The organism is Sutterella faecalis (assembly GCF_006337085.1).
Lineage (GTDB): Bacteria > Pseudomonadota > Gammaproteobacteria > Burkholderiales > Burkholderiaceae_F > Sutterella > Sutterella faecalis.
Window position 1 is genome coordinate 2,853,428 of sequence record NZ_CP040882.1, and the last position, 12,586, is coordinate 2,866,013.

17 protein-coding genes are annotated in these 12,586 nt (G+C 59.2%); 16 read left to right on the plus strand and 1 reads right to left on the minus strand.

Going from position 1 to position 12,586, the window contains the following annotated elements; genetic code table 11:
• The first annotated feature begins 1 nt into the window (after nt 1).
• From FG381_RS11930 to FG381_RS11985, 12 genes are all read left to right on the plus strand, one after another.
• Nucleotides 2–361: a phage tail tube protein gene (locus FG381_RS11930; RefSeq protein WP_139688990.1), complete on the plus strand. Its 360-nt coding sequence runs from the start codon at nt 2–4 to the stop codon at nt 359–361.
• Complete coding sequence (locus FG381_RS11935; RefSeq protein ID WP_139688991.1) at nt 358–651, plus strand: phage tail assembly protein; 294 nt, start codon at nt 358–360, stop codon at nt 649–651. Before FG381_RS11930 ends, FG381_RS11935 begins: the two co-directional genes overlap by 4 nt.
• Before the next feature lie 131 nt (nt 652–782).
• Nucleotides 783–2,537 (plus strand): phage tail tape measure protein, encoded by a 1,755-nt coding sequence (locus FG381_RS11940; RefSeq protein WP_139688992.1) that lies wholly within the window; start codon nt 783–785, stop codon nt 2,535–2,537.
• Complete coding sequence (locus tag FG381_RS11945; protein WP_139688993.1) at nt 2,537–3,823, plus strand: DNA circularization protein; 1,287 nt, start codon at nt 2,537–2,539, stop codon at nt 3,821–3,823. Before FG381_RS11940 ends, FG381_RS11945 begins: the two co-directional genes overlap by 1 nt.
• Entirely contained in the window at nt 3,820–4,983 is a 1,164-nt protein-coding gene (locus FG381_RS11950; RefSeq protein ID WP_139688994.1) for a phage baseplate assembly protein, read from the plus strand. The genes FG381_RS11945 and FG381_RS11950 overlap by 4 nt, the downstream gene beginning before the upstream one ends.
• 20 nt (nt 4,984–5,003) lie before the next feature.
• Nucleotides 5,004–5,297 (plus strand): hypothetical protein, encoded by a 294-nt coding sequence (locus FG381_RS11955; protein ID WP_139688995.1) that lies wholly within the window; start codon nt 5,004–5,006, stop codon nt 5,295–5,297.
• Between the two features lie 48 nt (nt 5,298–5,345).
• Nucleotides 5,346–5,987, plus strand: a complete 642-nt coding sequence (locus FG381_RS11960; RefSeq protein WP_165697879.1) for a phage baseplate assembly protein V — start codon at nt 5,346–5,348, stop codon at nt 5,985–5,987.
• A 92-nt stretch (nt 5,988–6,079) separates the two neighbouring features.
• Nucleotides 6,080–6,295 (plus strand): hypothetical protein, encoded by a 216-nt coding sequence (locus FG381_RS11965; protein WP_139688997.1) that lies wholly within the window; start codon nt 6,080–6,082, stop codon nt 6,293–6,295.
• 16 nt (nt 6,296–6,311) lie between these two features.
• A complete protein-coding gene (locus FG381_RS11970; RefSeq protein ID WP_139688998.1) occupies nt 6,312–6,725 on the plus strand; it encodes a phage GP46 family protein in 414 nt (137 codons plus the stop codon).
• 2 nt (nt 6,726–6,727) lie between these two features.
• Nucleotides 6,728–7,753 (plus strand): baseplate J/gp47 family protein, encoded by a 1,026-nt coding sequence (locus tag FG381_RS11975; RefSeq protein WP_139688999.1) that lies wholly within the window; start codon nt 6,728–6,730, stop codon nt 7,751–7,753.
• 1 nt (nt 7,754) lies between these two features.
• Complete coding sequence (locus tag FG381_RS11980) at nt 7,755–8,360, plus strand: YmfQ family protein (protein ID WP_139689000.1); 606 nt, start codon at nt 7,755–7,757, stop codon at nt 8,358–8,360.
• The gene (locus FG381_RS11985) at nt 8,360–9,382 is read left to right on the plus strand and encodes a phage tail protein (RefSeq protein ID WP_139689001.1); all 1,023 of its coding nucleotides are present in this window, start codon (nt 8,360–8,362) and stop codon (nt 9,380–9,382) included. The genes FG381_RS11980 and FG381_RS11985 overlap by 1 nt, the downstream gene beginning before the upstream one ends.
• A gap of 41 nt (nt 9,383–9,423) precedes the next feature.
• On the opposite strand, the gene FG381_RS12960 is transcribed toward FG381_RS11985, so the two are convergent.
• Complete coding sequence (locus FG381_RS12960) at nt 9,424–9,672, minus strand: Arm DNA-binding domain-containing protein (RefSeq protein ID WP_139689002.1); 249 nt, start codon at nt 9,670–9,672, stop codon at nt 9,424–9,426.
• On the opposite strand from FG381_RS12960, the gene FG381_RS11995 reads away from it, so the two are divergent.
• The 4 genes from FG381_RS11995 (at nt 9,671) to FG381_RS12970 (ending at nt 12,585) form a co-directional block, all read left to right on the plus strand.
• Entirely contained in the window at nt 9,671–10,432 is a 762-nt protein-coding gene (locus tag FG381_RS11995; protein WP_139689003.1) for a DUF4376 domain-containing protein, read from the plus strand. The genes FG381_RS12960 and FG381_RS11995 overlap by 2 nt on opposite strands.
• Nucleotides 10,433–10,992: 560 nt before the next feature.
• Nucleotides 10,993–11,334 (plus strand): hypothetical protein, encoded by a 342-nt coding sequence (locus FG381_RS12000; protein WP_139689004.1) that lies wholly within the window; start codon nt 10,993–10,995, stop codon nt 11,332–11,334.
• Complete coding sequence (locus tag FG381_RS12005; protein ID WP_139689005.1) at nt 11,331–11,567, plus strand: hypothetical protein; 237 nt, start codon at nt 11,331–11,333, stop codon at nt 11,565–11,567. Before FG381_RS12000 ends, FG381_RS12005 begins: the two co-directional genes overlap by 4 nt.
• A gap of 1 nt (nt 11,568) precedes the next feature.
• A complete protein-coding gene (locus FG381_RS12970; RefSeq protein WP_139689006.1) occupies nt 11,569–12,585 on the plus strand; it encodes a hypothetical protein in 1,017 nt (338 codons plus the stop codon).
• Nucleotide 12,586: the final 1 nt, after the last annotated feature.

Genomic DNA, 12,586 nt, shown 5'->3' on the forward strand with positions numbered 1-12,586 from the left:
AATGGGAAAGAGACTAGCCGGCACCTGCTACTTCAAGGTGGACGGAGAACAGCTCGAACTTCAGGGGGACCTTGAGTTCCCCTTTAACTCGGTGACGCGCGAGACCATGGCCTCGACCACCGGCGTCGTCGGCTTCAAGGAGACGGTGACGGTCCCGTACGTCGCGGGCACGTTCATCGTCCCGGAGAGCTTCCCCGTCAGCAAGCTGATGGAGTCAACGGCGATGACGATTACCGCAGAGTGCGCGAACGGCATGGTTTACACGCTTTCGGAGGCATTCATGGTGGGCGACATTCCATATAAGCCCATTGACGGTACGGTGGCGCTGCGCTTTGAGGGCACCGCAGGAGAACTTGCATGATCTACGCACTGACAACGCCGATTGAGATTGCGGGCAAGGAAGTCACGGAGCTCGATCTCAAGGAAGAGAGGCTCGACACGAAGCTTATCAAGCGGCTCGGGTTCCCCTTCACGGTTGGCGCGGATCTGACGCCGGCGCCCCGCCCGAGCGTTTGCGCGGACTACATCTCCCGCCTCGCGGCTATTTCGCCCTCTGAGGTCGAGAAGCTCAGCCCCAGGGATTTCATGGCGATTTGCTGGGCGCTGATTAGTTTTTTCGGGGAGCAGGCGGGCTCGACGTCTCAGGACTAGTCGATCTGGCTTTTGACGTGGCCTACGGCTGGAGGATCTCTCCTGATGAGGCGCTCGCGCTTCCTTTGTCGGAGCTTCTGCTCTATGTGGAGCAGTGGAACCGAATTCAGGAGAGATTGAAGGAGACCTAAATGGCGGGACAGGATTTCAGACTTACCGCGATTCTTGCGGTCCGGGACACGATGACCCCCGTCATGAAGCAGGTGTCTGCGCGGTGGGGGAACTTCCGGAAGGTAATTGACGGCACGCAGTTTAAGAACCTGCAGAAGCAGGTGGCGCTCTTCAACCGCTCGATGCAAAACGTCGCCGCTACCGCCGGTGACGTAGCGGGCCGGATTGGCGGGCCTTTCCTTGCGCTTGCCGGCTCCTTAGGCTTCAGCCTGCAGCAGTCCGTGACGAGCTTCGCAAGTACGGGCGACGCGCTTGACAAGATGAGTCAGCGCATCGGCATTACCGCGGAACAGCTGCAGGAGTTCTCCTATGCCGCTACGCACGCGGGTGCCGCTCCGGAAGATCTCGAGGATGCGCTCAAGGATCTCGGTGAGCATATGGCGGAAATCGCCAACGGCATCGACACCTCGAGCGACGCCTTCACGCTCTTTCAGAAGCTTGGAATCGAGATGAAGGACGCGGCCGGGAATATGCGCCCGGTCGAGCAAGTCTTTCTTGATCTTGCCGACGCCATTCAGCGCAATGAAGATCCGGCTCTTCGGGCGAAGATGGCAATGGCGACCATGGGCGACAGCGGCCGCAAGCTGATCCCAATGCTCACCAGCGGTTCGGACGGGCTCAAACAGATGGCTGCTCAGGCGCGAGGCCTGGGGCTCGTGATGTCGAACGATGCGGTGGCGTCTGCCGCGACAATGACGGACCACATGGATGACATGCGAGCCGTTATCGGGTCGGTCGGCAACGCGATAGGCGCGAAGCTCGCCCCCACGGTGATCCGCATGTCTGACCGCTTCCGCGATCTTGCCGCGGCGAACCGTGAGGCTTTTTCGCAGAAGTTCGCTTCCGTCGCCGAGCGGCTGGCCGAGACGATCGAGAAGATCGACTTCGAGGGCATCGCCTCCGCGGTATTGACCGTGGCGGATTATGCGATTCGGGCGTTCAATGCGGTCGGCGGCTTTAATACGGTGCTTTACGCCATGGGCGCGATCATGGCCGGGAAGACGCTCATGAGCGTGATCTCCCTCGGTTCGTCGATCATCTCGATGGTGCAGACGTTCGGCACCCTGGTGACTGCAGCGCGAACTGCTGCCGTAGCAATGGCCGGGGCGTTCGGGCCTGTTGGTTTGGTGCTGACAGCCGTGGCGGCGATAGCCGGCGTAGTGATCGCCAACTGGGACCGCATTTGGCCGGCGCTGAAGGCAGGAGCATCTGCGGCCGCCGACTTTATCGGCGCGGTTTGGGACACGGTTGTACCAAAGTTCCAGGCAGTTTTCGGGTCGCTGTTGTCAATTGCGAAGGCCTTCTTCCAGGGAGACATCAGCGGTCTGCTGAGCGGGTTTGACGACCTGTTTCAGGCGGCATTCAACTTGCTTCCGGACAAATGGGCAAAGGCCTGCCTCAACTGGTACGAGGGAATTAAGAAAAGTCTGAAGAGCGTCGGGAAGATGATCTCGGATTACTTTACGAAATTCGACTTCAAATCGCTGCTGCCGGACTGGGTAAGCGACCTTTTCGGAGGAAGCAAAACATCCGGCGACGGGCAGCCGATGCGGAATCCCCAGGTGACCCCTGAAGCCCGCCTGAGCGGGCGCATGAACATCAGCGTAACCGCTTCCGGAGGAGCATCCGCGGCCGTAAGCGACGTTTCCGGGTCTCCGGGGCTGGATATTTACGGTCAGGTAGGCCGATCGGATCGCTTTGTAGGAGCTGACTGATGTCTATTCGTAGTGAACAGCTTCTGCCGGCAAGCTTTCGCGGCGTGCCTTTCGAGGTGACGAGCGGGCGTCTTAAGGGCGGCCGCCGTACAGTGGTGCATGAGTATCCTCAGCGGGACAACCCGTACGTTGAGGATCTTGGCCGCGCTACCCGTCAAGTCACCATTGAGGCCTTCGTAGTTGGAGACGATTACATTGACCGCGGAACGGCGCTTCTGGCGGAGATCGAAAAGCCGGGGTCCGGGACGCTCATTCATCCGTGGCTGGGTGAGATGACCGTTACGGTCACTTCAGTGAGCGAACTCAAGTTCGACACCGGGCTTGGGGCTGCTTACCTGACTTTTGTCGCTACTGAAGCTGGAGACCTCGAGTTTCCGGTTATGGGGATCGATACCCAGACGGAGGCGCTTGAGGCCGCTGACGAGCTCGAGCAATCGGCCATCAGCAAGTTCATCGACTCCATTGACCTGTCGATTGTTTCCGAGTACATCGACGCGGCACTCTCCGGAGATCTGCTCGACGTGCTCGGGGTGATTGACAGTGCGGAAATCGCAAAGGTGTTCGATTTCGCGACTGACGTTGCTGATCTGGCATCAAAGGGGCTTTCGCTCCTCTCGACGGATCCGAAAGTATTCGCGCAGACGCTTGCGGGAGCTCTCGGGCTGTCGAAGTGGGCTACGACGGCCACGGCTTGGAGCCGGGTCGGGGAGCAGCTGAAAAACCTCGTCTCGAAAGACAAGCTTTCGTCCGGGACCAAGGCAAAGATTCAGGCTGATCGCGAAGGACGGCCGCTTTCTGACACTCAGAAAGTGGTGATGACGAACCGCGCGGCCGTTGAAAGCCTCGCCAGACAGCTCCTGCTCGCGCAGATTGTTGGCGTCAGCGCTTTGATCGGGACATCAAAGGACACGTCGGCGCCGGGGGCAGTGCTCACGGCTGCGGCAGAACCTTTCGCCGAGCAGGAACCGATTCAGAGCTACGACGATCTCATTGAGGTCCGCGATCAGCTTCTGGACGTTCTAGATCAGGAACTCCTGATGGAGACCGACGATGAGACGTACCAGGCGATTGAGGCGGCGAGGACTGCGGTCTTTGAGGCCATTACTGAACGTGCTGACACTCAAAGCCGATTGTTTACGACGGTTCCGCCGGACATTATGCCGGCCGTTGTTCTGGCCTATGACTATCACGATGATGCGAACCGGGATCGAGAGATCGCTCTCCGGAACCACATCGAACATGAAGGGTTCTGCCCGGTAGAGGAACTGAGGATTTCAAGCGAATGACGTCGAATCTGGTTGAAATTCGAGTTGGCGGCAAGCGCTACGGCGGCTGGAAGTCGGTGCTCATCACTTCAAGCATCGAGCAGGTCGCCCGGGCGTTTGCGCTTGAAGTCACGGAGAACTTCCCGGGCAACACCGATTTCAAGGCGTTGCAGACCGGGGAGCTCGTACAGGTCTATATCGGCGAAGATCTGGTGTGCACGGGGTACATCACCTCGACACCCATCAGCTACGACGGCAAGACCGTTTCCGTGCAGGTGCAGGGGAAGAGCCGAACGGTTGACCTCGTTGATTGCAGTCCGCCGTCTGCGGCCTATGCGCCCCCGGCGGTGAGCGCCAATCTGTGGTCCGAGGTGAAGGGCAAGAGCGGTAAGGCGCAGGCCGCGCCCGCAGCGGCCGCGAAGCCTCAAACCTCCTGGAAGAACCTTCCGGCCGGCCGCATCATCGAAGAGCTGGCGAAGCCGTACGGCATAACGCTCACGATCTCGGCCGAGAGCAACGAAGTCAAGACCCATACGGTTAATCCCGGAGAGACGGTTTTCGAATCGATCAAGCGGCTCATTACGAAGGACAATCTCGTATTGACCGACGATGAGGCAGGAAATCTTGTGCTGGTTGAGCCTGGCGGGGCCGGACAGGCGACGGACGCCCTTGAGCTCGGCGGCAACATCCTGAAGGCTTCAGCGAGGTTCGATGCGTCGGCGCGGTTTTCGCACTACGTTGCGCTCGGACAGCACGCCGGTACGGATGAAGATTTCGGTCGTACCGCTGCGGAAGACAAGGGCGTTGCTGTAGACCCGGAAGTGAAGCGATTCCGGCTGAAGGTGCTCAAGGATAGTGGGCAGGCGTCGTTGAAGACTGCCGGCGCTCGAGCCCGGTTCGAAGCTAATTTTCAAGCCGCACGCTTTCGCGCCGTCACCTACACGGTTCAGGGCTGGAGGCAGTCGGATGGCTCTCTGTGGCGACCGAACACAAAGGTTATAGTGCGCGATCAAACGCTTTTTCCGGGAGGCTTAGAAATGCTGGTTGTTCAAACGAAGCTCCAACTCTCTTCGGCCGGAATGACCGCCGAGTTAGGGCTTATGCCCCCCGATGGCTATAGACGAGACGCCGCGAAAACGGATACAAAGCAAACGTCGTCGACGTGGACGAACGTGAAATAATCTGGGGAAAGGAGGCAGTTATGCGCATTTTCTTTCTCATCGCGCTGAGCGTTGCCTCGCTTGGCGCCCAGGCGTTGACGGTTGTCCCTAGCAGGCATTTGGTCTGCGAAAAGTACCCCGGAACTATGCTGGATAAAGAATGCAAATATGTCCCGGGCGGCGAGCCTGATCTAGGTTTTAAGCTCGAACCGTCTGACCCGAAAGAGGTGATGTCGATCACGAAGGACATTAACGGCTGGATCACGATCGAGCGCCGGGACGGCACGCACGAGAACTTCAGGCCCGACGGTATGGGCGGGTGGCAACGTCAATGATTTTTGAAAGGCTGCAGAGATGCGGCCTTTTTTGTTATGAGCGGAAGATTGGACGACATCATGGCCCGCGGCGTCGTTTCGGCGGCCGACGGGACGAAGAAAATGCGCGCGGTACAGGTGCGGCTGCTCGCGGACGAAGTGCGGGATGATCTGGAGCACGTCGAGCCCTATGGCTTCACTTCGGAGCCGAAGGACGATGAGCAGCCAGAGGCCTTTGCTTTGTTTTTCGGCGGCGATCGCTCGCACGGCATTGTCTTTTGCGTGGCAGACAGGCGGTTTCGCCTGAAGAACCTGAAGCCAGGCGAGGTCGCTCTCTACGACGATCTCGGGCAGAAGATCTATTTGACGCGCGATGGCATCGTGATTGAGACGCCTGGCGAGCTGACGGCGACGGTCGCAAAAAATGCGACCGTAACGGTGGGCGGGGACCTGAGTGCAGAAGTAGCAGGAGATGCCACGCTGAAAGCATCATCAGTGAAGCTGGACACGCCTGCAACGACTCTGACGGGGACGTTGACCGTTCAAGGGCTGATCACCGGCCAAGGCGGCATGGCGATCAGCGGCGGCTCCGGCGCGAGCGTCACCGGCGATCTGACGACGACTGGCGATGTGAAGGCGGGCTCGATCAGCCTGAAGACGCACACGCACACAGAACAGGGTGATGGCGCGGAGACATCCGGGCCGCACTAACCGTACGAGTTTCTCGTACAGACCAAAAAGCAAACCCCGCAGGGCCGGAATCCTTGCGGGGTTTTTCGTATCCACCTGTCAAGTAGGTGAACATGAACAGTTTAGATGAAACCAGAGAACTGCGTGAGCGGTTGCAGGCTATGGAAGAACGTACGAAGGAGCAAGAGATTCGAGCACAGGTAGAGCGCGAATTTCAAGAAAACGCTCTGAAAGAGTCGCGCGAACGAAGGGCTTTTTGGCTTGAGATCGTAAAGGCTTTTGTCGCTCCAGTAGTGACAGCGCTATTGGTGATTTGGTTGACCAAATGAGCGCGGGGATACCTAAATGGACATGATGCTGAACGGGAAGCCGGCAGACATCTCCGACTTCGAGGTTGATGAGCTGGCTGCGGCCGTGCTGATCAGCCTTTTTTCATGGCGAAAGTCTAACCCGGATGATGGGGTGAAGGCGCCGAATCGTCAAGGCTGGTGGGGAGACACTTTCGCGGAGAGGGCCGGTGATCGAATCGGTTCGCGCCTCTGGTTGCTGCAGCGGCAGAAGATCCTGCCGGCAACGCTGCGCCGTGCTGAGGCCTATGCGAAGGAGTCTCTGCAATGGCTCATCGATGATGCGGTTGTTGCCCGCATTGAGGTTTCTGCGGAGCGCTCGGGGACTGACCAGATCGCGCTGCGGGTTACCTGCTATCGGCCTGATGACACACAGGCGCTTCAGGCGCGATTCCAGAATGTTTGGGAGTGAAAATGTCTTTTGAAAGACCTACGCTCGCGGAGATCATCCGGAGAGTTCAGGCAGATGCGGAGAGCCGCATAGGAAAAAAGGTGATGCGCTGGTCGCTCGCCTCCGTCATGACGCGCGTCATTTCGGGCGTTTCCCACGGGCTTCACGGCTACATCGCCTTTGTGCTCCGGCAGTGCTTTACGAGCACCGCCGAAGGGAACTACCTCGAGAGGCGCGCTTCCGAGTACGGTATCTATCGGCTGCAGGCAAGCAAGGCCGTCGGTACCGTCACCTTTACCGGTACAGGTGTCGTGCCCGCCGGGACGCAGCTTCAAAACGAACGCGGGGCGGTCTACGTCACTACGGACGAAAGCAAAGACGGCGCGGCTCCGCTTGAGGCGGCTGATGCGGGCGCTTCGGGCAATTCTGAGGCCGGCATGCAGCTGACGCTCGTGAGCCCGGTCGTCGGCGTGATGAGCTCGGCCGTAGCTGGCGAGCTCACCGGAGGCGCGGACGCAGAGGGGGACGAGAGCCTGCGGGAACGACTTCTTGCGCGACAAAAGAACCCGCCGAAAGCCGGCACGAAGGCGGATTACGTCGCCTGGGCGAGGCAGGTTCCCGGCGTGACGCGCGCCTGGTGCTACCCGCAGGAGCTCGGTATGGGGCATGTCACGGTGCGCTTCATGACGGACGGCATGACGTCGAACGGCATCCCGAACGAAACCATGATAAGGCGCGTAACGGACGAGATCGAAGCGAACATGCCGGTTACGGCGATGCTCCACGTCGTCGCACCGATCCCGAAGCCGCTGAATCTCACGCTCGACATTCTCCCGGAGACTGAGGCGATCAAGGCGAAGATCGAATCCGCCATTGAATCGGTCGTTCTTGCAGAAGCGACCCCGGGCGGCTCGATCCTGCTGACTTCGCTTGACAGAGCAATTTCCGGGGTAGGCGAAGTTACCAGTTACCGCATTCAGTCGCCGACGGACGACGTGGCGGCGAGCGTAGGCGAAATCTTCGTTCCGGGAACGATCACGTGGGTGTGATATGGCGCTGACAGAAAGAGATTATTCGCACCAGATCGACGAGCTTCTTCCGAGAGGGCCGATCTGGAAAAGGACTCCGGGGGGCGCACTCGACGCTGTGTTGTATGCCCTGGGCAGAGAGGCCGCGCGCGTCGACGCCCGCATCAATCAGGTAATCGAGGAAGCCGACCCGCGTACTTCAGCAGAGGAGCTTTCTCGGTGGTTTGACGACTACGGCATTCCGTCCGCCTGCCTTGAGGCGATCGCAGATCCGTCTCAGGAGCAGATGCGGCAGGAGCTTCTCGCGAAGATCACGTCGAATCTCGGATTGACTGCGGCTTTTTTCGAGTCGCTTGCCGGGACGCTCGGCTACCAGGCAAAGGTAACGACCTTCACGGAGCATGACGTGAATGACGACGTGGAGCATCCGCTCTACGAAAAACAGTGGACGACGGTCATGACGCTTGGCATCACGATCCGGTCTAACGGGAATGCCGAATACCTCGATGTGACCTGGGGCGCTGATGAGCCTCTTGCTCGCTGGGGAAATGCTTTGCTGGAATGCGTGATCCGGGCGCTTGCTCCGGCTCATGTGTATGTCATTTTTATGTATGAGGAGGACGCCTGATGGCTACTAAAGGTTATTGGAAATCCGGCGCGGTTGATTCGCCGCCGGACACATCTACGCTCACTTCTAAAGGGTACCCGACGTCGGGCGACCCGAAAACCGGGACCCCGGCGACAAAGCCGGGCGCCGCGTGGTACTACCTGCAGGATCAACTGAGAAACACCGTTATTGAAGCCGCGGGGCAGACGCTGGCCGAGCCGCCATCCGCAACTCAGTTCCTCGAGGCGCTTCGGACTATGAAGTGGCTCGCCGATAACACCATCCCGGGCGGAAAGATTGCCAACGCCTCGATCACCGGAGCAAAGCTGACCGCGAAAACCGTCGCCGGGGGGAACCTCGCGGATCTATCGGTGTCGACGGCAAAACTCGCGGCGGGCAGCGTAACCAATGACAAGATCGCACAAGGCGCGGTCGACGGCACACGCCTCGCGACGCAGAGCGTCGCTTTCTCGCATCTTCTTCCCGCGATTATCGCGACCGAGGGGCAAGTCACTGAAGGCACCGCAAAGAACGTTCTGATGACGCCTTTCCTTACGAAGCTGATGGTCCAGGCCTTCAATCCGCCGGCGGTCCCGCCCGGCACGCTCATCCACTACGCCGGGCGCACGGTCCCGAGCGGCTGGCTCATCTGCAACGGCGCGAATGTGAGCCGAACCGACTACGCGGCCCTTTTCGCAGCTATCGGTACGATCTACGGCGCGGGCGACGGGTCGACAACCTTTGGTCTGCCGAATTTGGACGTTCGCTTCCTCGAGGGCACGACATCGGCTTCTTCGGTCGGCACTTACTACTCAGCGGGGTTACCGAACATCACGGGGTCTTTCACCTCTCACGGCAATACTGGCGCGATGCAGACCACTGGGGCCTTTACGAACGGGGGAACCGGGGTCCATTCGAATAGCGGCGGCGCATCGGATGGAAGACACGTTTACATGGACGCTAACAGGTGTTCATATGTATACGGAGGGACCAGAACAGTTCAACCAGCGGCGCTGCTGACGCTAGTCCTCATTAAAACTTGATCAGGACTAAAGCCGACATCGCCGGGGGCTTAACCGTTGAGCTATTGCCGTACACGCCGGAACTCCTTCCGCTTTCTGCGGGCCAGTTGCCGGGCCTGCATCAGAGAGACCTCGGGCCATCGTCCGAGGCTCAGATCAGTAACCCTGCCTCCGTAGGAAATGCGGAGACACCAACTTTTGATCCCCGAGGGGTAAACCCGAAGGGTGAGGCTGTGGCTATCGGTCACGGTGTAACGCTTTTCACGCGGTCGCAAGGCCGCAATTTTTCTTGTAGAGAGGTTTTTCGACATGAAGCCCAATGAGATCAAAGAAATCCCCCACGTCGATGAGGACGGCTACTTTGATGGCACGGTGGCCTGCATGGCTGATGCGCGTGGAGCGCTCATGCTCGGCGCGGACTGCTATGACATCGCCGCCCCAGAAGACGATGGGAAGCACTTTTACAAGATCGCTGCCGACAAAAATGGCTGGGTGGCCGAGGCCATCCCGACGACGGCCGAGGAGTGCGTCGGCATCGTGCTCGATCATCACAAACAGACGGAAAGAATTCACAAACTCCGCACAGTTTTCGACGAGCTCACGAAGAACTCGACGACCTATCGCCTTGTCCAAGACCCGGAAACGAATGCCCGCTCGATCGAAAAGATTCCGGAAAAGACTGTTGAGGAAGTGCGCACCGAGAAGATGCGGGCCCTCGACGCTGCCTTTATGTCTTGGTATGAGGACGGCGCGACGGTCGTTTCGAGCCTTGGTTTTGAGGCGGATTCGGATCAGCGTGCTATATCCGACGTGAACGGCCTCGTGACCGCCGTTGAGGCGCAAGCGACCCTCTCGGATTCCGGCGTCATCTTCATGGATGCCCACAATGAAGGACATCAGCTCACACTCGATCAGCTGAAACTCCTGCAGCTCGAAATCATTGGCGCAGGCAGCGCCGCTTATCAGGAAAAGTGGAAGCTCCGTGACGCTATCGAGAAGGCGAAGACCAAGGAAGAGCTCGAAAAGATCGAGATCGCGTTCCACCCGGCGGACTTCTCGAAGGCGGCATGAGTTGGGCGTATTGGAAACAGGTGCTCATCGCCTTTGATCACCTCATCGATGCGGTCTTGTTCTTCGATGGCAATCATTGCCGGACGAGCTATGAGAGTGAGCTAGAGCGGACCCAACTGCCGCCCAGCATGCGGGGCTAGGTATAATCGCCGCCAGCATGAAGCAAGGACGCGGCGCATAGCCTGTTCCTGCCTATCCACACCTACCGACGGCCGAGGCAAGGAATTCCCGGCGTATCGCCGGAGGATAGGCCCCCGCTAGGGGTGTAGAAACGACAAAGCCCAGTGCGCTAACACCGGGCTGAGTCAATGATGCAAGGGGTGGTTATGCATGCCTTCACTCTTGCTTCGTGTCAGATTATGCCACACGACATCGTTGTGGTGACGGGCGACATCAATATTGATGGGCTCGTCATTGCCGTCATTATTGCGGCGTGGCTGATCGGCAAGAGGCGTTAAGTCGCGGGGGTCGTTCTCATCGGGAGTTCGGCCCCTCTTGCTATCTGTCTGCTCAGGCCCGCCAGTGCGCGGGCTTTTTTTATTGCCTTGAATGAGGGAAATGTGGCTCAGACATATGACATTCAGGTTGATCAGGGCGTTGATACCGAAAGGACCTTCAACTGCGTGGACGGCTACGGGAACGCTATGGACTTCTCCGGCTACTCCGCGCGGATGCAGGTGCGCAGATCGACATATCAGAAAGAGCCCATCGACGAGCTGACCGTTGAAAACGGCCGGCTCTTTTTCGAGGGGGCCCGGCTAACCGCGATCTTTCCGAGCGACGTCACAAGCCGCTACCCGCCGGGACGGTCGCGCTACGACATCGAACTGGTTTCCACTACTGGCCGGGTCCTCCGGCTTTTGCGGGGCTACTTCGACGTCATTCCGGAGGTGACTCGATGACCTACAGAGACAACGATTGCTGCGGCGATACCTGCAGGGTAACCACAGTGATGATCCCCGGGCCGCAAGGCGGCAAGGGGGACAAAGGGGATACGCCGGAAGACGTGGTCCTCTATACGCCGCAGACATTATCCGCAGAGGAGATGCTGCAGGCGCAAAAGAACCTGGGGCTTGCCGGTGAGGCGGCCCCTTCTTTTTTAGAAATCTATGAACGTGCAAAGCAAGGAGATTGATATGCCCGAAGCACAGACCACGATGATTAAGAACCTTTCTGCCGCTTTCACGGCGGCTGGCGTTGACGTCAAGGGCCTGCTCGCCAAAATTGGCGACCTCGGCACTCTGACCACCACGCAGAGGGCTTCGCTCGTTGGCGCTCTCAACGAACTGAAGACCGGCATTGACGCCGCCGTTAAGATCGACGACGCAAAGACGCAGGCGGGAACCACCTGGTCGTCCACGAAGATCAATAGCGCGATCAACGCGGCTATTTCCGCTCTTGTCTCCGGCGCACCGGAGGCGCTCGACACCATCAAGGAAGTCGCCGACGCGATCAACACCAACAAGGACGCCATTACCGCTCTGCAGCAGATCGCGGCCGGCCATGTCAAGTTTGACGCCGCACAGACGCTCAACGACACTCAGAAGCAGCAGGCCCGCGAAAATATCGATGCGGTCTCCGCTGCGCAGCTCGCGGCCAAGCTCAACGGCACGGTCGCCAAGGTCGGCGAAGTTTCGGGAGGTGGCACAGATCCGGCTGCAGTCAGCCTCGACACCCTGACCGACGAAGGCGAATTCTTCGTCGCCAAAGCGGTAGGACGCCCGGCGGGCGTAGGCGGCGACTATCAGAACCTGATGGTCTCCGTTCGCAAGAGCGGCAACACGCTCGAACAGACCGTCCGCGGTATTGATGGTGGTCGTGGCCGTATTTTCGTCCGCCACGGCACGGTTGCCACGGGCGGCGATAACGCTGGTCAGGTGGCGTGGGAAGCTTTTGCCGAGGTTGGCGCCGCGGTTGATCTCTCGGGCTACGCAACCAATGCAGCGCTCGCGGCCACGGACACTAAGGCGCAAAAGGGCGTCGACGATGCTGCGGCCGCCAAGGCTCAGGCCGACAAGGGCGTGCAGGATGCCGCCACGGCAATGACAGTGGCTGAAAAAGCCAACGGCGATCTGACGACTTTCAAGACGAACATCGGCGATACCACCGTTGACTTTGCCGCGGTTTACACCGCCGCGCGCGACGCGAAGTAAG

Coding starts and splice junctions, on each gene's coding strand:
- FG381_RS11955 (WP_139688995.1), top strand. CDS start 5,004: ATGCGCATTTTCTTTCTCATCGCGCTGAGCGTTGCCTCGCTTGGCGCC.
- FG381_RS12970 (WP_139689006.1), top strand. CDS start 11,569: ATGCCCGAAGCACAGACCACGATGATTAAGAACCTTTCTGCCGCTTTC.
- FG381_RS11930 (WP_139688990.1), top strand. CDS start 2: ATGGGAAAGAGACTAGCCGGCACCTGCTACTTCAAGGTGGACGGAGAA.
- FG381_RS11935 (WP_139688991.1), top strand. CDS start 358: ATGATCTACGCACTGACAACGCCGATTGAGATTGCGGGCAAGGAAGTC.
- FG381_RS11975 (WP_139688999.1), top strand. CDS start 6,728: ATGTCTTTTGAAAGACCTACGCTCGCGGAGATCATCCGGAGAGTTCAG.
- FG381_RS11995 (WP_139689003.1), top strand. CDS start 9,671: ATGAAGCCCAATGAGATCAAAGAAATCCCCCACGTCGATGAGGACGGC.
- FG381_RS11970 (WP_139688998.1), top strand. CDS start 6,312: ATGGACATGATGCTGAACGGGAAGCCGGCAGACATCTCCGACTTCGAG.
- FG381_RS11945 (WP_139688993.1), top strand. CDS start 2,537: ATGTCTATTCGTAGTGAACAGCTTCTGCCGGCAAGCTTTCGCGGCGTG.
- FG381_RS11965 (WP_139688997.1), top strand. CDS start 6,080: ATGAACAGTTTAGATGAAACCAGAGAACTGCGTGAGCGGTTGCAGGCT.
- FG381_RS11940 (WP_139688992.1), top strand. CDS start 783: ATGGCGGGACAGGATTTCAGACTTACCGCGATTCTTGCGGTCCGGGAC.
- FG381_RS11950 (WP_139688994.1), top strand. CDS start 3,820: ATGACGTCGAATCTGGTTGAAATTCGAGTTGGCGGCAAGCGCTACGGC.
- FG381_RS11985 (WP_139689001.1), top strand. CDS start 8,360: ATGGCTACTAAAGGTTATTGGAAATCCGGCGCGGTTGATTCGCCGCCG.
- FG381_RS12005 (WP_139689005.1), top strand. CDS start 11,331: ATGACCTACAGAGACAACGATTGCTGCGGCGATACCTGCAGGGTAACC.
- FG381_RS11980 (WP_139689000.1), top strand. CDS start 7,755: ATGGCGCTGACAGAAAGAGATTATTCGCACCAGATCGACGAGCTTCTT.
- FG381_RS12960 (WP_139689002.1), bottom strand. CDS start 9,672: ATGTCGAAAAACCTCTCTACAAGAAAAATTGCGGCCTTGCGACCGCGT.